Source organism: Cupriavidus gilardii, assembly GCF_008801915.1.
GTDB classification, from domain to species: Bacteria; Pseudomonadota; Gammaproteobacteria; order Burkholderiales; family Burkholderiaceae; genus Cupriavidus; species Cupriavidus gilardii.
Genome location: NZ_VZOV01000021.1, coordinates 52255 through 72379 on the forward strand (window position 1 = coordinate 52255; position 20125 = coordinate 72379).

At 67.1% G+C, this 20125-nt stretch carries 20 protein-coding genes; 6 read left to right on the forward strand and 14 right to left on the reverse strand.

The features are described from left to right. Positions 1–8: 8 nt before the first annotated feature. The 11 genes from iscX to uvrB all read right to left on the reverse strand — a co-directional run bounded on the left by iscX (position 9) and on the right by uvrB (position 11083). Positions 9–203 carry a Fe-S cluster assembly protein IscX gene (gene iscX, locus F7Q96_RS20905; RefSeq protein ID WP_006577719.1) on the reverse strand — a complete coding sequence of 65 codons (195 nt, stop codon included), beginning with the start codon at positions 201–203 and terminating at the stop codon, positions 9–11. Positions 204–270: 67 nt separating this feature from the next. After that, positions 271–609, reverse strand: a complete 339-nt coding sequence (gene fdx / locus F7Q96_RS20910) for an ISC system 2Fe-2S type ferredoxin (protein WP_053821506.1) — start codon at positions 607–609, stop codon at positions 271–273. 45 nt (positions 610–654) lie between these two features. After that, the gene (gene hscA, locus F7Q96_RS20915) at positions 655–2520 is read right to left on the reverse strand and encodes a Fe-S protein assembly chaperone HscA (RefSeq protein ID WP_053821505.1); all 1866 of its coding nucleotides are present in this window, start codon (positions 2518–2520) and stop codon (positions 655–657) included. A gap of 122 nt (positions 2521–2642) precedes the next feature. After that, positions 2643–3161 (reverse strand): Fe-S protein assembly co-chaperone HscB, encoded by a 519-nt coding sequence (gene hscB / locus F7Q96_RS20920; RefSeq protein ID WP_053821504.1) that lies wholly within the window; start codon positions 3159–3161, stop codon positions 2643–2645. 117 nt (positions 3162–3278) lie between these two features. Beyond that, on the reverse strand, positions 3279–3599 hold the full coding sequence (iscA, locus tag F7Q96_RS20925) for an iron-sulfur cluster assembly protein IscA (RefSeq protein ID WP_023263777.1): 321 nt from the start codon (positions 3597–3599) through the stop codon (positions 3279–3281). Positions 3600–3622: 23 nt separating this feature from the next. Then, entirely contained in the window at positions 3623–4027 is a 405-nt protein-coding gene (gene iscU, locus F7Q96_RS20930; protein ID WP_053821503.1) for a Fe-S cluster assembly scaffold IscU, read from the reverse strand. 47 nt (positions 4028–4074) lie between these two features. Beyond that, the gene (locus tag F7Q96_RS20935) at positions 4075–5292 is read right to left on the reverse strand and encodes an IscS subfamily cysteine desulfurase (protein ID WP_053821502.1); all 1218 of its coding nucleotides are present in this window, start codon (positions 5290–5292) and stop codon (positions 4075–4077) included. Between the two features lie 63 nt (positions 5293–5355). Then, positions 5356–5922 carry a Fe-S cluster assembly transcriptional regulator IscR gene (gene iscR, locus F7Q96_RS20940; protein WP_053821501.1) on the reverse strand — a complete coding sequence of 189 codons (567 nt, stop codon included), beginning with the start codon at positions 5920–5922 and terminating at the stop codon, positions 5356–5358. A 135-nt stretch (positions 5923–6057) separates the two neighbouring features. Beyond that, positions 6058–8253: a site-specific recombinase gene (locus F7Q96_RS20945; protein ID WP_151023240.1), complete on the reverse strand. Its 2196-nt coding sequence runs from the start codon at positions 8251–8253 to the stop codon at positions 6058–6060. Between the two features lie 91 nt (positions 8254–8344). After that, positions 8345–8821 carry a low molecular weight protein-tyrosine-phosphatase gene (locus F7Q96_RS20950; RefSeq protein ID WP_053821499.1) on the reverse strand — a complete coding sequence of 159 codons (477 nt, stop codon included), beginning with the start codon at positions 8819–8821 and terminating at the stop codon, positions 8345–8347. 165 nt (positions 8822–8986) lie between these two features. Further along, complete coding sequence (uvrB, locus tag F7Q96_RS20955; protein ID WP_053821498.1) at positions 8987–11083, reverse strand: excinuclease ABC subunit UvrB; 2097 nt, start codon at positions 11081–11083, stop codon at positions 8987–8989. 153 nt (positions 11084–11236) lie between these two features. Between uvrB and F7Q96_RS20960 the strand changes: the two genes are divergently transcribed. Together F7Q96_RS20960 and F7Q96_RS20965 are read left to right on the forward strand one after the other, a co-directional pair. Next, positions 11237–12433, forward strand: coding sequence for an amino acid aminotransferase (locus F7Q96_RS20960; RefSeq protein WP_053821497.1), 1197 nt, complete (start codon positions 11237–11239; stop codon positions 12431–12433). Between the two features lie 348 nt (positions 12434–12781). Then, positions 12782–14023 (forward strand): polyhydroxyalkanoate depolymerase, encoded by a 1242-nt coding sequence (locus F7Q96_RS20965; RefSeq protein ID WP_151023241.1) that lies wholly within the window; start codon positions 12782–12784, stop codon positions 14021–14023. Between the two features lie 85 nt (positions 14024–14108). Here the strand turns inward: F7Q96_RS20965 and F7Q96_RS20970 are convergent, their stop codons facing one another. After that, a complete protein-coding gene (locus F7Q96_RS20970) occupies positions 14109–14744 on the reverse strand; it encodes a TetR family transcriptional regulator (protein WP_053821496.1) in 636 nt (211 codons plus the stop codon). A 267-nt stretch (positions 14745–15011) separates the two neighbouring features. On the opposite strand from F7Q96_RS20970, the gene rsxB reads away from it, so the two are divergent. Both rsxB and nth read left to right on the forward strand, forming a co-directional pair. Further along, entirely contained in the window at positions 15012–15800 is a 789-nt protein-coding gene (gene rsxB, locus F7Q96_RS20975; RefSeq protein ID WP_053823042.1) for an electron transport complex subunit RsxB, read from the forward strand. Then, positions 15797–16441 (forward strand): endonuclease III, encoded by a 645-nt coding sequence (gene nth, locus F7Q96_RS20980; protein WP_053821495.1) that lies wholly within the window; start codon positions 15797–15799, stop codon positions 16439–16441. The genes rsxB and nth overlap by 4 nt, the downstream gene beginning before the upstream one ends. A gap of 36 nt (positions 16442–16477) precedes the next feature. On the opposite strand, the gene F7Q96_RS20985 is transcribed toward nth, so the two are convergent. Both F7Q96_RS20985 and F7Q96_RS20990 read right to left on the reverse strand, forming a co-directional pair. After that, positions 16478–17065: a malonic semialdehyde reductase gene (locus F7Q96_RS20985; protein ID WP_053821494.1), complete on the reverse strand. Its 588-nt coding sequence runs from the start codon at positions 17063–17065 to the stop codon at positions 16478–16480. 84 nt (positions 17066–17149) lie between these two features. Beyond that, positions 17150–18082, reverse strand: a complete 933-nt coding sequence (locus tag F7Q96_RS20990) for a DMT family transporter (RefSeq protein WP_053821493.1) — start codon at positions 18080–18082, stop codon at positions 17150–17152. Positions 18083–18221: 139 nt separating this feature from the next. Here F7Q96_RS20990 and F7Q96_RS20995 point away from each other — a divergent pair, with 139 nt between their 5' ends. Together F7Q96_RS20995 and F7Q96_RS21000 are read left to right on the forward strand one after the other, a co-directional pair. Continuing rightward, positions 18222–18653 (forward strand): DUF1841 family protein, encoded by a 432-nt coding sequence (locus F7Q96_RS20995; RefSeq protein ID WP_053821492.1) that lies wholly within the window; start codon positions 18222–18224, stop codon positions 18651–18653. A 139-nt stretch (positions 18654–18792) separates the two neighbouring features. Continuing rightward, entirely contained in the window at positions 18793–20121 is a 1329-nt protein-coding gene (locus tag F7Q96_RS21000) for a phospholipase A (protein WP_151023244.1), read from the forward strand. Positions 20122–20125 lie beyond the last annotated feature (4 nt).

Below are 20125 nucleotides of genomic sequence, written 5' to 3' on the forward strand. Positions count from 1 at the left end.
TCCGCAGCCTACTCGGCTTCCGCGATCCACGCGGCCTGGATGGCCTCGAGGATCTTCTCGCCCGAACGCTCGGGCAGGTCGTCGAAGCCGTCCAGCTCCAGCACCCAGCGGCGCAGGTCGGTGAAGCGCACGGTCAGCGGATCGACGTCGGGGTACTTGTCGTACAGCGCCGCCGCGATGTCATAGGTGTCGGTCCATTTCATCAGGGGTTCTCCAAGGTCTTCGTTCGCCGTCGGGGTTGCCATGCCGCCCGGGCAGGCACTGCAAGGCTCAGTGGCCTTCCTTGGCGTGGTTGATCGTGTATTTGGGAATCTCGATGGTCAGGTCTTCGTCGGCGACGATCGCCTGGCAGGACAGCCGGGAATTCGGCTCGAGGCCCCAGGCCTTGTCGAGCAGGTCTTCCTCTTTCTCTTCGGCTTCGTTCAGCGAATCGAAGCCCTCGCGCACCACCACGTGGCAAGTGGTGCAGGCACACGACTTCTCGCAGGCATGCTCGATCTCGATGTCATGCTCGAGCAGCACATCGCAGATGCTGGTGCCCTTCCTGGCTTCGATGACGGCGCCCTCGGGGCAGTATTCGGCGTGGGGCAGTACGACAATCTGTGGCATATCGGGTCCTGATTTGGGGATGGCGGGCGGTCGCGGCGAGCGCGCTCAGCCGAGCTCCTGCACCTTGCGGCCGGCCAGCGCCTGCTTGATCGAGCGGTCCATGCGGCGGGCCGCGAACTCGTCGGTGCCGCGCGACAGCGTTTCGATGGCGGCCTTGATCGCCAGATGGTCGTCGCCGGCGGCGGTCTCGCGTACGCGCGCCATCAGCGCTTCGACCTCGGCGCGCTCGTCGTCCGACAGCAGATCGCCGTCGGCCTGCAGCGCGCTGCGCGTGGCCTCCAGCAGGCGCTCGGCCTCGACGCGCTCCTCGGCCAGCGCACGGGTCTTCATGTCGTGCTCGGCCTCGCGGAAGCTGTCCTGCAGCATCCGCGCGATATCGTCGTCGCCGAGCCCGTACGAGGGCTTGACGGCGATCGAGGCCTCGACGCCCGACTGCGTCTCGCGCGCCGACACCGACAGCAGGCCATCGGCATCGACCTGGTAGGTCACGCGGATACGCGCGGCGCCGGCCACCATCGGCGGAATCCCGCGCAGCTCGAAACGCGCCAGCGAACGGCAGTCGCTGGCCAGCTCGCGCTCGCCCTGCAGCACGTGGATCGCCATCGCGGTCTGGCCATCCTTGAAGGTGGTGAATTCCTGCGCGCGCGCCACCGGGATCGTGCTGTTGCGCGGAATGATCTTCTCGACCAGGCCGCCCATCGTCTCGACGCCCAGCGACAGCGGGATCACGTCGAGCAGCAGCCAGTCGTCGCCCGGCGCGTTGTTGCCGGCCAGCAGATTGGCCTGCATCGCCGCGCCCAGCGCGACCACCTTGTCCGGATCGAGGTTGGTCAGCGGCGGCTGGCCGAAGAAATCGGCAACCGCCTTGCGGATCGACGGCATGCGCGTGGCGCCGCCGACCAGCACCACGCCCTTGACCTCGTCGGGCGCCACGCCGGCATCGCGCAGCGCCTTGCGCACCGGCGCCAGTGTCTTCTGCACCAGATGCGCGGTCATCTCGCGGAACTGCTCGGCGGTCAAGGGCAGGTGGACGATCTCGCCGGTGCCCAGCACCGCGTCGATGACCGTGCTGTCGGCTTCCGACAGCGCTTCCTTGGCGGCGCGCGCACGCACCATCAGCAGGCGCGTGTCCTCGGCCGACAGCGGTTGCAGGCCGGCCTGCTCGACGATCCAGCAGACCAGCCGCTGGTCGAAGTCGTCGCCGCCCAGTGCGGAATCGCCGCCGGTCGCCATCACCTCGAAGACGCCCTTGGTCAGCTTCAGCACCGAGATATCGAAAGTGCCGCCGCCCAGGTCGTAGACCGCGTAGATCCCTTCCGAGGCGTTGTCGAGTCCGTAGGCGATCGCCGCCGCGGTCGGCTCGTTCAGCAGGCGCAGCACCTCGAGGCCGGCCAGACGCGCCGCGTCCTTGGTCGCCTGGCGCTGCGCATCGTCGAAATAGGCGGGCACGGTGATCACCGCGCCGACCAGGTCGTCGCCCAGCGCATCCTCGGCGCGCTGGCGCAGCGTGGCCAGGATCTCGGCCGACACCTCGACCGGGCTCTTGATGCCGGCGACGGTCTTGATCTGCAGCATGCCCGGCGCGTCGACGAAGTCGTACGGGGTGTGCTCGATATGCGCGACGTCGTGCAGGCCACGGCCCATGAAGCGCTTGACCGAGACGATCGTGTTCTTGGGGTCGCGCACCGCCTCTTCCTGCGCGCGGAAGCCGATCTGCGCGCTCTGGTTCGGCAGATAGCGCACCACCGACGGCAGCAGCGTGCGGCCGCTCTCGTCGGCCAGCACCTCGGGAATGCTGTTGCGGACGGCCGCTACCAGCGAATTGGTGGTGCCAAGGTCGATACCGACCGCGAGCCGTCGCTGGTGGGGCGCCGGCGACATGCCGGGTTCGGAAATCTGAAGCAGTGCCATGTCAATCTTCTGTTGTCGGGGCGGGCGGCGCGATGGCCGGGCGAAGGCCCGGCGCGCTGCCGCATTACCCGCTTTTGCCGGGGCGCCATTGTGTCATGGCCCCCGCGATGGTGCCTGCCGCGCTAGCCTTCGAGGCGGTCGATCGCCTCGCTCGCGTCGTGCTCGATCTTCTCGACGAACATCAGCTGGCGCGCCGCGGCGGCCGCGGCCTCGTTGTCGCCGGCATCGAGCAGTCCGCCCAGTGCGCTCTGGCGTTCGCGCTTCTGCTGGCGCAGCGAACGCAGCAGCGCGTCCAGCGCCGCGGCGTCGCGCTGCTGTACCGCGTCCTGCAGCGCCTCGCGCCATTCCATCTGCTGCATCAGGAAGTCGGGCGCCATGGCCGTATTGTTCTCGGCCTGGATATCGATGCCGCGCAGCGACAGCAGATAGATCGCGCGCTTGAGCGGCTGGCGCAGGGTCCGGTAGGCCTCGTTCGCATGCGCGGCCCATTGCATCGCGACGCGCCGTTCGGCGTCGCCCGCGTGGGCAAAGCGGTCCGGGTGGGCCTGCGATTGCACCGTGCGGTAGGCGGCGTCGAGCGCGGCCTCGTCGACGGTGAAGCGGGCCGGCAGCCCGAACAAGGCAAAGTAATCGTCTTTCAAGGTAGTCCTGCTGGAAGGCTGTGGCGGGGGCGGCGGCGCGCGCCGAGGCGCGAGGCGCCGCCACCGTGCCCGGCCCTCTCCCGCCAGCGGGAGAGGAACACGCTCAGGCCGCCGGCCTTACACGCGGAACGATTCCCCGCACCCGCACTCGTCCTTGACGTTCGGGTTGTTGAAGCGGAAGCCCTCGTTCAACCCTTCGCGGGCGAAGTCGAGCTCGGTGCCGTCGATATAGGGCAGGCTCTTGGGATCGACCACCACCTTGACGCCGTGCGACTCGAACACCTGGTCCTCCGGCTGCAGCTCGTCGACATACTCGAGCTTGTACGCCAGGCCGGAACAGCCGGTCGTCTTGACGCCGAGCCGCAGGCCGATGCCCTTGCCCCGGCGGTCCAGATAGCGCGAAACGTGCTTCGCGGCTTTTTCGGTCAATGTGATCATCGCTACCACTTCCCTTCGATCGCTCAGGCGGCCTGTTGCGTCGGGGCGCCCGCGTGCTTCTTCTTGTAGTCTTCGACCGCGGCCTTGATCGCGTCCTCGGCCAGGATCGAGCAGTGGATCTTGACCGGCGGCAGCGCCAGTTCCTCGGCGATCTGGGTGTTCTTGATCTCCAGCGCCTGGTCCACGGTCTTGCCCTTGACCCACTCGGTCACCAGCGACGACGAGGCGATCGCCGAGCCGCAACCGTAGGTCTTGAACTTCGCGTCCTCGATCACGCCCTGCTCGTTGACCTTGATCTGCAGCTTCATCACGTCGCCGCAGGCCGGCGCGCCGACCATGCCGGTGCCGACGGCGTCGTCGTTCTTGTCGAACGAGCCGACGTTACGGGGGTTTTCGTAGTGGTCGAGTACCTTGTTGGAGTAAGACATTTGGCTACCTCTGTGACGTATCTTTTATGGGGTCGGATGGACAGCGTTCAATGCGCCGCCCATTGAATCGAATTCAGGTCCACGCCGTCCTTGTACATCTCCCACAGCGGGGACAGGTCGCGCAGCTTGCCGATCTTGCTCTTCAACAGTTCGACCGTGTAATCGATCTCCTGTTCGGTGGTGAAGCGGCCGACGGTGAAGCGGATCGAGCTGTGCGCCAGTTCGTCGTTGCGGCCCAGCGCGCGCAGCACATAGGACGGCTCCAGCGAGGCCGAGGTGCAGGCCGAGCCCGACGACACGGCGACGTCCTTGATCGCCATGATCAGCGACTCGCCTTCGACGAAGTTGAAGCTGACGTTCAGGTTGTGCGGCACGCGGCGCTCGAAATCGCCGTTCAGATAAACCTCTTCCATGCCGGACAGGCCGTTCCACAGGCGGTCGCGCAGCATGCGGATGCGCTCGTTCTCGGTCGCCATTTCCTCGCGGGCGATGCGGAAGGCCTCACCCATGCCGACGATCTGGTGCGTCGCCAGCGTGCCCGAGCGCATGCCGCGCTCGTGGCCGCCGCCGTGCATCTGCGCCTCGATGCGCACGCGCGGCTTGCGGCGGACGTACAGCGCGCCGATGCCCTTCGGGCCATAGGTCTTGTGCGCCGAGAACGACATCAGGTCGACCTTCAGCTTCGACAGGTCGATCTCGACCTTGCCGGTGGCCTGCGCGGCGTCGCAATGGAAGATGATGCCCTTCTCGCGGCAGATCTCGCCGATCTGCTCGATGTCCTGGATCACGCCGATCTCGTTGTTGACCAGCATCACCGACACCAGGATGGTGTCCGGGCGCAGCGCCTGCTTGAACACCTCGATGTCGATCAGACCGTTTTCCTGCACGTCCAGGTAGGTCACCTCGAAACCCTGGCGCTCCAGTTCGCGCGTGGTGTCGAGCACGGCCTTGTGTTCGGTCTTGACCGTGATGATGTGCTTGCCCTTGCCCGAGTAGAAATTGGCCGCGCCCTTGATCGCCAGGTTGTCGGACTCGGTCGCGCCGGAAGTCCAGACGATCTCGCGCGGATCGGCGCCGACCAGCGCGGCGACCTGCTCGCGCGCTTCCTCGACGGCCTTCTCGGCTTCCCAGCCGTAGGCGTGGCTGCGCGACGCGGGATTGCCGAACTGCTCGCGCAGATACGGAATCATCTTGTCCGCCACGCGCGGGTCCACCGGCGTGGTGGCCGAATAATCCATGTAGATCGGGAAATGTGGGGTGCTCATCGTTGTCACTGCCTTGTTTTGACTGCCGGGTGGGACACTGTGCGTCGCCTGGCCGCGGTCCGCTCAGGACTGCGCCAGGCTGAAAACCGAATTCACCATCTTGGGCCGGGCGGGCTTGTCCGCCTTTTCCGCCGCGCTCGGTTGCGTGCGCGCCGCCGGTGCCGGCTGGCGGGCGCCGCCGTCCTCGCGCATGTCGCGCAGCACGCCGGGCTGGCGGGCGCGCTGCTGCTCGACCAGATCCTTCAGCGAGACCGAATCCAGATACTCGACCATCTTCTGATTCAGCGTCGCCCACAGCTCGTGGGTCATGCAGCGGCCGGTATTCTCGTCGCCATTGCAGTTGCCCTTGCCGCCGCACTGGGTGGCGTCGAGCGGCTCGTCCACCGCGATGATGATGTCGGCCACCGTCACGTCCTCGGACTTGCGCGCCAGGCTGTATCCGCCGCCCGGGCCACGCACGCTCTCGACGATCTGGTGCCGGCGCAGCTTGGCGAACAGCTGTTCCAGATAGGACAGCGAGATCTTCTGGCGTTGGCTGATGCCGGCCAGCGTCACCGGCCCCTGGTCCTGGCGCATGGCCAGGTCGATCATGGCGGTCACCGCGAAGCGGCCTTTGGTCGTCAATCTCATGATTGCGGGGGTAATACCTGATGAATTTCGTCAAGTATAAATTTCCCGACTAAATCGGTCAACTACCCATGTCACTTGTCCGGCAGATACCGCGGTGAAGGTGGGGTCTTCCCGGCATCTGCAGAACCGGTTCGGCTAGGCCTCGCGGGTTCCGGCCCCTGCCGGCGCCTGGCGCGGCGGCACGATCAGCGACAGCGGATGGCGCAGGATGCGCGCCCGTACCGCGGCGCTCAACGCCCGCCGGTCGACCCTGCGCAGATTGCGCGAGCGCAGGGCCATGTGGAAGGCCAGCGCGAAGCTGACCGCGACATTCAGCAGCCCCATCAGCGCGATGCCGGCCACCGCCAGCCACAGCGACGGCAGCCGCAGCGCCTCGACCCCGAGCACGCCGAGCGCGGTGCCGACCGACCCGGTCGACAGCGTCACGTGCCGGACCTCGATATGCGGCCCGAAGAAGCTCAGGATTTCCGGCCCCAGGCCGAGCAGGAAGCCGAGCGAGACATTGGCCGCGATACCGGACACGTTCCGCTTCCAGAAGTCGGCCACCCGTACCGCGCCCCGCTCGCCGAGCACATAGCGCAAGCGGCGGTGGTAAGCCAGCACGTCGTGCATCCGGTGCAGCGCGAACCAGTTGTCGGCCCAGCCGGCGATCAGGCTCGATACCCATAGCAGCACGCCGGTGAAGACCGCATACAGCGGCGTGGGCCCGAGGATCGAGAACGACTCGATGGTGGCGATCGCCTTGTCCGGCGTGATCAGATTGACCGACAGCAGCTTGCCGGCCAGCCACTGGATCGCCAGCGCCACCGGAAACACCACCGCCAGGTTGCCGACGATCGCCGCCGCATTCGAGCGGATCATCGCGATGGTGTCGTCGACGAAGGCCTCCCTGCCCTCCGGCCGCCCGACCGCATCGAGCCGGTGCGCCAGCGCCGGGCCCGTCATCGCCGGCTGCTTGGTCGCCAGCGTGAAATGGGCGAAGTGGATCGCCAGGAAGCTGCCGGCATAGTTCAGCGAGGCCAGCAGTCCTTCGATGAACTTGTCCAGGTGCAGGCCATAGATCAGGAATTTCAGATAGACCGTGGCCACGGTAATCAGGCCGCCGCCGGCCGCCGCGCGCACCAGTTCGCCGTACTCCTTGCGATCGCGCGTGATGTAGTGCTCGCCGGTCTCGGCGGAACGTTCGACCACCTTGCGGGCCAGCTGCAAGAAGGACTCCGCGGCCAGATGCTTGACGCTGCGGCGCGCCTGCGTCGTGCGGATCAGCTCGCCCGCCAGTTGCGCCACCTTGCCGCGGCGCGCGGGATCGACCCAGGCGGCCAGCAACATGTCGATGCGCGCCAGCCGCACCTTCATCCGCTCGATCTGGAACACGACCTCGACCGAGACGCCGTTCTCTTCCAGGTCCGCGTAGACATGGCGGGCGGCGTCGTGGCAACCGTCGAGCAGGGCGCGGCAGTAGTTCAAGCGGTGCCGGAAGGCATCGCTGTCGCGCGGCAGCCCCTCCTCGCACAGCGCGGCGACGGCAGGGCCGAGGCGGAAGAACGGCGTGTCCTCGACCCGTCCCTGCAGACGCGCGCGGATCGCCTGGCTCAGGCCGGTCGCGCGCACCTGGCTGGCCAGCACCTGGATGCTGCTGGCCAGGGTGCGGGCGAAATCGTCGCGGTAGCGTGCGTGCATCGCCTGGCCGGCAGCCGAGGCGGCATGGGTGGCAAGCTCGTTGTCGGCGGAGGCGCCGCCCACGTCGCCGTCCGCTGGTTCGTCGACGTCGTGCCCGGCTTCGCCTTCCAGCCCGCCGCCCTGCTCCGGCGCGAACATCAGCAGCGCGCCGAGGCGATCGAGCAGCTCGGCGTCGAGCGCCGCCACCCAGTCGGCGTCGCGCTCGCCGACGAACAGCAGCGCGAACAGGTCGGCCATGTCGCCGCGATTGGGCGGCGGCGACAGGAAGCGCGCCTGCAGGCGGTCCATCATTTCGCCCCAGAAGCCGGGGTGCGAGGCGACGCCGGTGTCGCAGAACAGGCCCGTCGGATCGTTGTCGCGCACGATCGATCGGACGGTCCGCGCAAAGCGCGCCGCGAGCTCCGGATTGCGTTCCAGCACCTGCAGCAGATAGCGCAACCGGACATGCTCGCGCCAGGTGGTGTCATGCCGGCCGGCTCCCCCCGCCTCGTCGGCCGGCAGACCGTCGCGCCGCAGCCAGTAGCCCAGCTCGATCAGCCAGCCGTTGCGCTCGGCCAGCGTGCCGTCGGGATTGGCGGCGGACAGGATGGCGTCCAGTTGCAGGCTGGCATTGCGCGACTCGCGCCATTTGCGAAGCAGGGATCGAAACATCGGAAAGGGAGGGAGAGACTGGCGCGATTCACGCGGATCAGGGCGGACGCACGCCGGTGGGAGGCAGACGGGCCGCGGCGCGGCCCCTGGGTCATTGCCGTTGGCGCAACATCGCGACGATACCGTCGCAGGCGTCCTCGACGTAATCGAGCACGCGCTCGAAGCCGTCGCCTTCGCCGTAGTAGGGATCGGGCACTTCGTCGGCGTCGTGCCGGGTCGCGAAGTGCATCAGCAGCTTGACCTTGTGGCGATGCTCGGGCGGGCACAGCGCCTGCAGCCGCGCCAGGTTGTCGCGGTCCATCGCCAGCACCAGATCGAAGCGGCCGAAATCTTCGACCGCCGCCAGCCGCGCCCGCTGCCCGGCAAGGTCATAACCGCGCGCCAGCGCATGCTGCTGCGCGCGCCGGTCCGGCGCGTGACCCAGGTGATAGCTGTGGGTGCCGGCCGAATCGACGTCGACGGCGTCGGCAAGGCCCGCCTGCGCGAGCTTGGCGCGCAACACGCCCTCCGCGGTCGGCGAGCGGCATATGTTACCCATGCAGCACATCAAGATGGCGAAGCGTTTCATCGTTAGGATCGTCTGGCTCGTGCGAGTCTTGCGAGTCTTGCGAGTCTTGCGGGTCGTGCGGGTCGTGCGGGCCTTTGACGGCATTCGCGACCGCCGTGCCGGGCCGCCACGGAAAGGGAGCCGATTTTAACCCCGGGACGCCAGCCAGCGCCCCGGTTTTTGGTCTCAGGCCGGCAGCGCCCCGCCCTCGCCCGCGGCGCCAAATACCTGCTGCTTGAGCTTGCTCAACTGATCGCGGACCTGTGCGGCCTGCTCGAATTCCAGGTTCTTGGCATGGTCGAGCATCTTTTTCTCCAGCCGCTTGATTTCCTTGGCGACCTGCTTCTCGCTCATGTCCTCGTAGCGCGCGCGCTCCTCGGCGGCCATCAGCTCGGCCTTGACCTCGTTCGGATCGTAGACGCCGTCGATGATGTCCTTGATCCGCTTGACCACGCCGCGCGGCGTGATGCCGTTGGCCGTATTGAATGCGATCTGCTTGGCGCGGCGGCGCTCGGTCTCGTCGATGGCCTTGCGCATCGAATCGGTGATGCGGTCGGCGTACAGGATGGCCGTGCCGTTGACGTTGCGCGCGGCGCGGCCGATCGTCTGGATCAGCGAGCGCTCGGCGCGCAGGAAGCCTTCCTTGTCCGCGTCGAGGATCGCCACCAGCGACACCTCGGGAATATCGAGCCCTTCGCGCAGCAGGTTGATGCCGACCAGCACGTCGAAGGCGCCCAGGCGCAGGTCGCGGATGATCTCGACCCGTTCGACGGTGTCGATGTCCGAATGCAGATAGCGGACCTTGATGCCGTTCTCGGACAGGAACTCGGTCAGCTGCTCGGCCATCCGCTTGGTCAGCGTGGTCACCAGCACGCGCTCGCCGGCCTGGATCCGCAGATGGATCTCGGACAGCAGATCGTCGACCTGGGTCGCCGCCGGGCGCACGGTAATGATCGGATCGACCAGGCCGGTGGGCCGCACCACCTGCTCGACCACCTGGCCGGCATGGGCCCGTTCGTAATCGGCGGGCGTCGCGGTGACGAACACCGCCTGCCGCATCTTGCGCTCGAACTCCTCGAACTTCAGCGGCCGGTTGTCCATCGCCGACGGCAGCCGGAAGCCGTATTCGACCAGCGTGGTCTTGCGCGAGCGGTCGCCGTTGTACATCGCGTTGAGCTGGCCGATCAGCACGTGCGATTCGTCCAGGAACATCAGCGCGTCGGGCGGCAGGTAGTCGACCAGCGTCGGCGGCGGATCGCCGGGGCGCGCGCCGGACAGATGGCGCGAATAGTTTTCGATGCCCTTGCAGAAGCCGAGCTCGGCCAGCATTTCCAGGTCGAAGCGCGTGCGCTGCTCCAGCCGCTGCGCCTCGACCAGCTTGTTTTCCTTGTAGAAGAAATCGAGCCGCTCGCGCAGCTCGGCCTTGATCGCCTCGATGGCGCGCAGCACGGTCTCGCGCGGCGTCACGTAGTGGCTGGACGGATAGACGGTGAAGCGCGGAATCTTCTGTCGCACCTTGCCGGTCAGCGGATCGAAATACTGCAGCGACTCGATCTCGTCGTCGAACAGTTCGACGCGCACCGCCACTTCGGCGTGTTCGGCCGGGAAGATGTCGACGGTGTCGCCGCGCACGCGGAAGGTGCCGCGCTGAAAATCGGTGTCGTTGCGGGTGTACTGCATCGCGATCAGCCGCGCGATCACGTCGCGCTGGCTGATGCGGTCGCCGGCCCGCAAAGTCAGAATCATCTGATGGTATTCGTTCGGGTTGCCGATACCATAGATTGCGGACACCGTCGCCACGATAATCGTGTCGCGCCGCTCCAGCAGGCTCTTGGTCGCCGACAGCCGCATCTGCTCGATATGCTCGTTGATCGACGAGTCCTTCTCGATGAACAGATCGCGCTGCGGAACGTAGGCTTCCGGCTGGTAATAGTCGTAATAGCTGACGAAATACTCGACCGCATTGCGCGGAAAGAATTCGCGGAACTCCGAGTAAAGCTGGGCGGCCAGCGTCTTGTTCGGGGCAAAGACGATAGCCGGCCGGCCCATCCGGGCAATCACGTTGGCCATCGTGAAGGTCTTGCCCGAGCCGGTGACGCCGAGCAGCGTCTGGTAGGACAGGCCGTCCTCGATGCCCTCGACCAGTTGGCGGATGGCCTCGGGCTGATCGCCGGCCGGCGGATAGGGCTGATACAGCTGAAATGGCGAGCCGGGGAAGCTGACGAATTTGTCCTCATCCAGGGCGGGAGCGGCATCCGCGACAGGCACGGCGAGATTCGACATAGACGGGGAGAAAACCTTTGGAATACGGGCGGATACGCTAGAATCTCGGGGTTGCGCGGTCCGTTTCAAGGCGGACCCACCGCACGCCCGCAGCGCAATCCGAGCATTCTACGCCTTCCCGTTTTGTTACATAGCTGACCACGAGAATCCCAAATGAGTTTGTTTTCTGCCGTCGAGATGGCCCCGCGCGATCCCATCCTGGGCCTGAATGAAGCGTTCAACGCCGACACCCGTGCCAACAAGGTCAATCTGGGCGTGGGCGTGTACTTCACCGACGAAGGGAAGATTCCGCTGCTGCGCGCGGTGCAGGAAGCCGAGAAGGCGCGCCTGACGACCGCCACGCCGCGCGGCTACCTGCCGATCGAAGGCATCGCGGCCTACGACCAGGCGGTGCAGACGCTGCTGTTCGGCAAGAACTCGCCGCTGATCACCGAAGGCCGTGTGGTGACGGCTCAGGCACTCGGCGGCACCGGCGCGCTGAAGATCGGCGCCGACTTCCTGAAGCGCCTGTATCCGGACGCCAAGGTCGCGATCAGCGATCCGAGCTGGGAAAACCACCGCGCGCTGTTCGAAGCCGCCGGCTTCCCGGTGGTCAACTATGCCTACTACGACGCGCCGAGCCACGGCCTCAATTTCGCCGGCATGGTCGAGTCGCTGAAGTCGTATCCGGCCAACACCATCGTCGTGCTGCACGCCTGCTGCCACAACCCGACCGGCGTCGACCTGTCGGCCGAGCAGTGGCAACAGGTGGTGAGCCTCATCAAGGAACGGAACCTGATCCCCTTCCTCGACATGGCCTACCAGGGCTTTGCCGACGGCATCGACCCGGACGGCGCCGCGGTGCGCCTGTTCGCCGAGTCGGGCCTGCCCTTCTTCGTGTCGAGCTCCTTCTCGAAGAGCTTCTCGCTGTATGGCGAGCGCGTCGGCGCGCTGTCGATCGTGACCACCGGCAAGGAAGAGGCCCAGCGTGTGATGTCGCAGGTCAAGCGCGTGATCCGCACCAACTACTCGAACCCGCCGACGCACGGCGGCACCGTCGTCGCGACCGTGCTGAACAGCCCGGAACTGCGCGCGATGTGGGAAGAAGAACTGGCCGAAATGCGCGATCGCATCAAGCAGATGCGCCACGCGCTGGTCGACAAGCTGGCCGCCAAGGGCGTGTCGCGCGACTTCTCCTTCGTCAAGGCGCAGCGCGGCATGTTCTCGTATTCGGGCCTGACCACCGAGCAGGTCGAGCGCCTGAAGACCGAACACGGCATCTACGCGGTCGGCACCGGCCGCATCTGCGTGGCCGCGCTCAATAGCCGCAATATCGACGCGGTGGTCGACGCCATCGCCGCGGTGCTGTAAGCGCAAGCTTCCGCATCTCGACCTCAAGCGGGCCCATCGACGATGGGCCCGCGTTCCTTTCCGGCGGCCGTTCTCGCCGCTGCCGCGGTGCTCCCACCGGGCACCTGCCCCTCCGGCTCAGGCCCCTATTTGTGCGCTGCACGGCACCCCTCGTTGTCCGCCTGTCGGTGTAGTCCAACACCGCGCCAGAATTACAGCCATTGTCCTATTGAGTTCCACTCACGCCGTCATACCTTTAGGTATATGCTGCGTTGCAAGATCGTGCGCACGGTCGTTCGCAAAACGGACGGGTTGGGCGCATAATCCGCCACAGCAGAAAACCCGATATCGAAAGGCAGGTGTTCGGCAATGCTTTACCAACTGCATGAATTTCAGCGCTCGATCCTGAACCCGCTGACCGCGTGGGCCCAGGCGACGGCCAAGACCTTTACCAACCCCCTGAGCCCGCTGTCGCTGGTGCCGGGGGCCACCCGGCTGGCCGCGGGCTACGAATTGCTGTACCGGCTCGGCAAGGAATACGAGAAGCCCGCCTTCGACATCAAGTCCGTGCGCTCCAACGGCCGCGATATTCCGATCGTCGAACAGACGATCATGGAAAAGCCGTTCTGCAAGCTGATCCGCTTCAAGCGCTACGCCGACGATCCCGAGACGATCAAGCTGCTGAAGGACGAACCGTCGGTGCTGGTCTGCGCGCCACTGTCGGGCCACCACGCGACGCTGCTGCGCGATACGGTGCGCACGCTGCTGCAGGACCACAAGGTCTATGTGACCGACTGGGTCGACGCACGCATGGTGCCGGTCGAGGACGGCCCTTTCCATCTGGCCGACTACATTCGCTACATCCAGGAATTCATCCGCCATCTGGGCGCCGAGAACCTGCATGTCGTGTCGGTCTGCCAGCCGACGGTGCCGGTGCTGGCGGCGATCTCGCTGATGGCCTCGGCCGGCGAGAAGACGCCCAGGACGATGACGATGATGGGCGGCCCGATCGACGCGCGCAAAAGCCCGACCGCGGTCAACTCGCTGGCGACCAACAAGTCGTACGAGTGGTTCGAGAACAACGTCATCTACACCGTGCCGGCCAACTATCCCGGCCACGGCCGGCGCGTCTATCCGGGCTTCCTGCAGCACGCCGGCTTCGTCGCGATGAACCCGGACCGCCATCTGTCCTCGCATTACGACTACTACCTGAGCCTGATCGAGGGCGATGCGGACGATGCCGAGGCGCACGTGCGCTTCTACGACGAATACAACGCCGTGCTCGACATGGCGGCCGAGTACTACCTCGACACGATCCGCGAAGTCTTCCAGGAGTTCCGGCTGGCCAATGGCACGTGGGAGATCGAGGGCGAGCCGGTGCGGCCGCAGGACATCAAGCACACCGCGCTGATGACGATCGAGGGCGAGCTCGACGACATCTCCGGCGCGGGCCAGACCGCCGCCGCGCACGATCTGTGCGCCGGCATTCCGAAGACCCGCAAGCAGCATCTGACCGCGCCCCGCTGCGGGCACTACGGCATCTTCTCGGGCCGCCGCTGGCGCGAAACGATCTATCCGGAGCTGCGCGACTTCATCCGCAAGTACCGCTGAGCCGCAGGCAGATGCCAGCAGACCGCCGATGACAAACGGGACCGCAACGCGGTCCCGTTTTCTTTCCCTTGCGCCCTTGCTTGCGCTAGCGCCGCGCCAGATAGGCCAGCAGCATGTCCGTATGCAGCTTGGCGAAGCGCTCGTGCTCGTCCTGCGAGGCCACGTCGCGGCCGATCACCGCGCTGATGGTGTAGCGATTCGACAGCACGTAGTAGCCCAGCGCCGAGATCGTCAGATAGAGCTGGGGCACATCGACGCCCTCGCGGAACACGCCCTGCAGCTGGCCGCGGCGAACGATCTCGGCCAGCACGTCGACCACCGGGTTGACCAGTTCGTGCAGCTGCGCGGACTTCTTCAGGTGCCGCGCCTCGTGCAGGTTCTCGCTGTTGACCAGACGGATGAATTCGGGGTGCTGGTAGTACCAGTCCCAGACGAAGCGGGCCAGCGTACGGACCGCGGCGACCGGGTCCTCGTCGCCGATCTGCAGGCGCTCCTCGGCGGCGCGGAATTGGGCGTACTGCCGTTCGAGCACGGCGAGAAACAGCCCTTCCTTGCTGCCGTAGTAGTAATACAGCATGCGCTCGTTGGTCTCCGCGCGGCGGGCAATCTGGTCGACGCGTGCGCCGGCCAGGCCGCCCTTGGCGAACTCCTCGGTGGCCGCATCCATGATGCGACGGCGGGTTCCTTCAGGATCGCGTTTGGTCTTGGTGGCGTTCGACATGCGTGGTCGGCTCGATTTTGTGAATGATGGCATGGCGCAACCGCGCCTCCGGCGCGGGCCAGCCGCGTTGATCGACATCTGCGCCATGGCAAAGCGCGCATCTTCAGGGTTTCTGCGGCGCGGCGAAATCGGGGATAATCCTTGCCGCGTCAGCCGCACCGTACGGCTGCACCCTGTGTTACCCCGCATCGTTTTCCTGCTTTCGTGACCCCTTCCGCCGCCGATTCCGCTTCCGCCCCCTCCACCGACGCCCGCCGGGACGCCGATCTGGCGGCCGCTTCGGCGACTCTCGCCGACCGCCTCGACGCCCTGCTGCCCCAGACGCAATGCACGAAATGCGGCTTTCAGGGATGCCGGCCTTATGCCGAGGCCATGGCGCGCGGCGAAGCGGACTGCAACCGCTGCCCTCCCGGCGGTGCCGAAGGCATCCGTCGGCTGGCGGCCGAGCTCGGTGTCGCGCCGTTGCCGCTCGATCCGGATCACGGCATCGAACAGCCACGCGCGGTCGCGCGCATCGACGAGACGCTGTGCATCGGCTGCACGCTGTGCATCCAGGCCTGCCCGGTCGACGCGATCGCCGGTGCCGCCAAGCAGATGCACACCGTGCTGCCGGACTGGTGCACCGGCTGCGATCTCTGCGTCGCGCCCTGCCCGGTCGACTGCATCGCGATGATCCCGGTCACCGGCGAGCGCACCGGCTGGGACGCCTGGTCGCAGCCCCAGGCCAACGCGGCCCGTGTCCGCTACCTGTCGCGCAAGCAGCGGCTGGTGCGCGAGCGCGAGGAAAACGAAGCACGCCTCGCGGCCAAGGCCGCGGCCAAGCTGGAAGCGCTGCGCCAGGAGGCCGCCTCGTCCGAAGCCGAGCGCCAGGCGCAGGAGCGCAAGAAAGCCATCATCCAGGCGGCCATCGAACGCGCGCGCCTGAAGCGGCAGGCCGCCCAGCCGCTCAACGCCGCACCGGCCGATCCGGTTGACCGCCCCGAGGCCGCGCCCGCCGCCGCGACGCCCGGCCATCCCGGCCATCCCGTCTCCTCCGACACCAAGCGACCACAATGAACGCCGCCAAGTGCCGCGCGCTGTTTGAAACGCTCAGAGAAACCAACCCGTCTCCCACCACCGAACTCGAGTACAGCTCGCCGTTCGAACTGCTGATCGCCGTGCTGCTGTCGGCGCAGGCCACCGATGTGGGCGTCAACAAGGCCACCCGCAGGCTGTTTGCGATCGCCAACACGCCGCAGAAGATCCTGGCGCTGGGCGAATCCGGCCTGATCGAGTACATCAAGACGATCGGTCTGTACAAGACCAAGGCCCGGCATGTGATGGAGACCTGCCGCATCCTCGTCGAGCGCTACGGCGGCAAGGTGCCGGCCGACCGCGAGGCGCTGGAAGCGCTGCCGGGCGTCGGCCGCAAGACGGCCAACGTGGTGCTGAACACCGCGTTCGGCCATCCGACCGTCGCGGTCGACACGCATATCTTTCGCGTCAGCAACCGCACCGGACTCGCGCCTGGCAAGACCGTGCAGGCGGTCGAGATGAAGCTGCTGGAGGTCGTGCCCGACGAGTTCCTGCACGACGCGCACCACTGGCTGATCCTGCACGGGCGCTACGTCTGCAAGGCGCGCAAGCCCGAGTGCTGGCATTGCGCGATCGAAACGCTGTGCGAGTACCCGGACAAGACGCTGCCGCCGCGGCTGTGAACGCGCCGGCGGCCAGCCGGCCGGCGCATCCTGCCGTCAAACGATGCGGCAGGCCTCGTCGAAGCTCAGGCGCGGGTTGCGCGGATACAGCTTGTCGGCGTCGCCATAGCCGAGATTGATCAGGAAATTGACCGACCACTTGCCGTCGGGGAAGAACGCCGCATTGACCTTGGCTGCGTCGAAGCCCCCCATCGGGCCGCAGTCGAGGCCAAGCGCGCGCGCAGCCAGGATCAGATAGGCGCCCTGCAGCGAGCTGTTGACCAGCGCGTCGCGCGCGATCTTGTCCGGCTGGCCGGCATACCAGGAACGGGCATCGGCATGCGGGAACAGCTTCGGCAGCTGCTCGTGGAACGCGTTGTCGAACGCGACGATCGCGGTGACCGGGGCCGAGCGGGTCTTGTCGACATTGCCCGGCGACACGCACTCGACCAGCTTCGCCTTCTGCTCCGCGGTCTTGACGAATACGATACGCGCCGGCGAGCTGTTGGCCGCGGTCGGGCCGAACTTCATCGCCTCGTACAGCCGATGCAGCACGGCGTCGTCGATCTGCCGATCCTGCCAGGCGCTATGCGTGCGGGCCTCGGTGAACAGTTGGGCGATGGCGGCCTGGTCGAGCGGTGTCATGCGGAATCCTCAGCAAAGTTCGGGAAAGGGCGCATTCTACCGATGGCCCCCGTCCGTTCCACGCCAAGGATTTCAGCAAGCCGTTCAATTTTGTTGTACAGGCGTCGGGGCCGTGCCCTTGCGGGTCAACCACAGCACGCCGGCCAGGATCAGGCCGCCGCCGATGGCCTGCGCCATGCCGATCTGCTCGCCCAGCAGCAGCGCGGCCAGCAGCACCGTGACCACCGGCTCCAGCGTGGACAGCATCGAGGCCTGCGCCGCGCCGAGGCGTTGCAGGCCGGCGAAGAAGGTCAGGATGGCCAGCACCGTCGACAGCAGCGCGATCGCCGCCAACGCCAGCCATCCGCCGGCATCGGCCGGAAACCGCGGCGCCATGCCGGCCGCGGTCCGTACCAGCGCGGCGCCGACATAGACGACGGCGGCCGCGACGCACACCACCGTGGTGGTCGCGACCGGATGCACGCCGGGCGTCAGCCGCGCGCCGACGATGATGTAGACCGAATAGATCAGCGCCGACGCCAGCCCAAGGCCGATTCCCAGCGCGCTGCCCTCCCCGCCGCCGACGGTCAGGCCCGCGCCGACCGAGCACAGCACCAGCGCGGTGACCGCCGCGCCGGTCAGCTTCTCCTTCAGGAACAGCGCCGCCATCACGGTGACGAAGACCGGATACAGATACAGCAGCAGCGCGACCAGGCTGGCCTGCGCATGGTTCAGCGCGCTGAAGAAACAGAACGACTGGCCGACATAGCCGATGCCGCCCATCGCCGCCAGCGCCAGCACCCGGGGCCACGGCGGCAGCGCGATCCGCTGCCAGCGCATCACGGCCGCCAGCGCGATCGCGGCGAGCACGAAGCGCACCGACAGCAGGCCATAGACGTCGGCGCCCGCGTCATAGGCAAGGCGGGCGAAGATCGCCATCGCGCCGAAGGCGCTGGCCGAGATGGCGATCAGCAGCACGCCGGCGAGCTTGTCGCCGGCATGCCGCAGCAGGGTCGATGAGCGTGGGGTAGCGGTCATGGAGGGAGGGCCGGCGCGATGGCGAGGTCAACGATCCCGCATTCTAGTCGGCATGCGGCCCCTGCGGCACAGCGGCGCTCCCATCCATCGGAAGGGGCCGCGGCAAGCCCGCGGACCGTCGTTTACAATCCGCCCCATCATGTTCAATCCCTCCCGTGAAGAAGTCCGCCGGTTCTTTTGCGAAGCCTGGCGCAAGCAGGGTGCCAACGAAGTGCTGACGCCGCTCGAGGCGATCGCCGTCGACTGGATCCGCGCGCACCCCGAATACCACGATCAGCTGGCCGACGCGGAGGCGGCGATCGCCGAAGAATTCACGCCCGAGCGCGGGCAAACCAACCCCTTCCTGCATCTGGCCATGCATCTGTCGATTGCCGAGCAGGTGTCGGTCGACCAGCCGCGCGGCATCCGCCAGGCGTTCGAACAGCTGGCGCGCCGGCTCGATTCGCCGCACGAGGCGCATCACCAGATGATGGAATGCCTCGGCGAGATGCTGTGGCAGTCGCAGCGCAGCGGCCTGCCGCCCGACGGCGAGCACTACATCGCCTGCGTCCAGCGCCGCGCCCGCGGCTGAACTTCCGCCTGCCCCCGGCCGGCCGGCCGGTACAAATGGTCACAGCCAGCCCGGCCGGCCCCGTGCTAGGCTTTGCCGCGTTGCCATTCTCGGCCGTGCCAGGCGTCCTATCCGGCACGGCACGCCACCATCTCCGATGATGCCGTTGCTCCGAACCCCGTCCGCGGGGCGTCGTCCGCGCCTGCTCGCGCCTGCCGCCGCCGTTTCCGCCATCTCTATCGCCCTCGGCGTGCTGTACGCGCCGTCCGCCCGCGCCGCGATCGCGCTGCTGCAGCCGCCGCGCGTACTGGACGGCGCCCAGCCGCTGCGGCTGACGCTGCTGGTCACCGCCGACACGGCCAATCGCAGCTATCTGGTGCCCGATACGCTGGAAGTGGTCGCCTCGCCGGAAATGCTCGCGCCGGTGCGCATCTCGATGCGCCGGATCACGCCGGGCCCTGCCACGGTGCGCCTGCGCCGCGGCGAGAACCGCACGATTCAATACCAGGGCGAGATCCCGCCGACGCTGCGCGGCCAGATCCGGCTCGATCCAGTGGGCCTCGACGCCGCGCCGGTGCTGGTGACGCTGAACCAGTCGGGGGTCACGCCGCCGGCTACCGCGGCGGCGCCGGCCGCCTCTGCGGCACCGGCCACCGCCGCCGCCACGCCGGCCGCCGAAGGCGAACAGCACGCCGATGTCGCCGCGACGCCGGTCGAGCCGGTACTCCAGCCGAAGGGACCGGGCCAGCCAGTCTACGATCAGCCGATCCTGACCGGGGGCAGCCGCCTGACCTTCAACGATCCGATGTACTACGCGGTCGGCGCGCACGGCGGCGCCAATGCCAAGTTCCAGTTCAGCTTCAAGTACCGCATCTTCGAAGGCCGCGACCCGAACTCGCGCTACTGGCTGGACAACCTGTACCTGGGCTACACGCAGTTCTCGCTGTGGGATCTGTCGGAGGAGTCGAAGCCCTTCCACGACACCAACTACCGGCCCAGCATCTTCTACTACCTGTCCGATACCGGCGTGCGCAATCGCTGGATCAGCCGGCTGTCGGTGGCGACCGGCCTCGAGCACGAGTCCAACGGCCGCGACGGCGACCAGTCGCGCAGCGTCAATACGCTGTTCCTGAAGCCGACCTTCCACTTCGGCGAGACGGACGACTGGCACTGGACCGTGACGCCCAAGCTCTACTACTACCTCGAGAAGAGCGACAACAGCGATATCGCGCGGTACCGCGGCTATATGGATCTGCGGGTCGCCTACGGCAAACCCGATTCGTGGGAACTGGCGGCGACGGTGCGCAAGGGCACCCGCCAGTGGTACGGCAGCGTGGATGCGCAGTTCACCTACCCGATGGGCCGGCTGATACCGGGAACGGCCGGCTATCTGATGGCCGGCTACTTCGTCGGCTACGGCGAGAGCCTGCTGGACTACAACCGCAAGACGCCCTGGCAGTTCCGCATCGGCTATTCGCTGAACCGCTGAGTCG

Coding starts and splice junctions, on each gene's coding strand:
- F7Q96_RS20990 (WP_053821493.1), bottom strand. CDS start 18,082: ATGACCGCTACCCCACGCTCATCGACCCTGCTGCGGCATGCCGGCGAC.
- F7Q96_RS20935 (WP_053821502.1), bottom strand. CDS start 5,292: ATGAGCACCCCACATTTCCCGATCTACATGGATTATTCGGCCACCACG.
- iscA (WP_023263777.1), bottom strand. CDS start 3,599: ATGATCACATTGACCGAAAAAGCCGCGAAGCACGTTTCGCGCTATCTG.
- F7Q96_RS20950 (WP_053821499.1), bottom strand. CDS start 8,821: ATGAAACGCTTCGCCATCTTGATGTGCTGCATGGGTAACATATGCCGC.
- uvrB (WP_053821498.1), bottom strand. CDS start 11,083: ATGTCGAATCTCGCCGTGCCTGTCGCGGATGCCGCTCCCGCCCTGGAT.
- iscX (WP_006577719.1), bottom strand. CDS start 203: ATGAAATGGACCGACACCTATGACATCGCGGCGGCGCTGTACGACAAG.
- nth (WP_053821495.1), top strand. CDS start 15,797: ATGAACGCCGCCAAGTGCCGCGCGCTGTTTGAAACGCTCAGAGAAACC.
- F7Q96_RS20965 (WP_151023241.1), top strand. CDS start 12,782: ATGCTTTACCAACTGCATGAATTTCAGCGCTCGATCCTGAACCCGCTG.
- iscR (WP_053821501.1), bottom strand. CDS start 5,922: ATGAGATTGACGACCAAAGGCCGCTTCGCGGTGACCGCCATGATCGAC.
- F7Q96_RS20995 (WP_053821492.1), top strand. CDS start 18,222: ATGTTCAATCCCTCCCGTGAAGAAGTCCGCCGGTTCTTTTGCGAAGCC.
- F7Q96_RS20985 (WP_053821494.1), bottom strand. CDS start 17,065: ATGACACCGCTCGACCAGGCCGCCATCGCCCAACTGTTCACCGAGGCC.
- iscU (WP_053821503.1), bottom strand. CDS start 4,027: ATGTCTTACTCCAACAAGGTACTCGACCACTACGAAAACCCCCGTAAC.
- F7Q96_RS20945 (WP_151023240.1), bottom strand. CDS start 8,253: ATGTTTCGATCCCTGCTTCGCAAATGGCGCGAGTCGCGCAATGCCAGC.
- F7Q96_RS21000 (WP_151023244.1), top strand. CDS start 18,793: ATGCCGTTGCTCCGAACCCCGTCCGCGGGGCGTCGTCCGCGCCTGCTC.
- fdx (WP_053821506.1), bottom strand. CDS start 609: ATGCCACAGATTGTCGTACTGCCCCACGCCGAATACTGCCCCGAGGGC.
- F7Q96_RS20970 (WP_053821496.1), bottom strand. CDS start 14,744: ATGTCGAACGCCACCAAGACCAAACGCGATCCTGAAGGAACCCGCCGT.
- F7Q96_RS20960 (WP_053821497.1), top strand. CDS start 11,237: ATGAGTTTGTTTTCTGCCGTCGAGATGGCCCCGCGCGATCCCATCCTG.
- hscA (WP_053821505.1), bottom strand. CDS start 2,520: ATGGCACTGCTTCAGATTTCCGAACCCGGCATGTCGCCGGCGCCCCAC.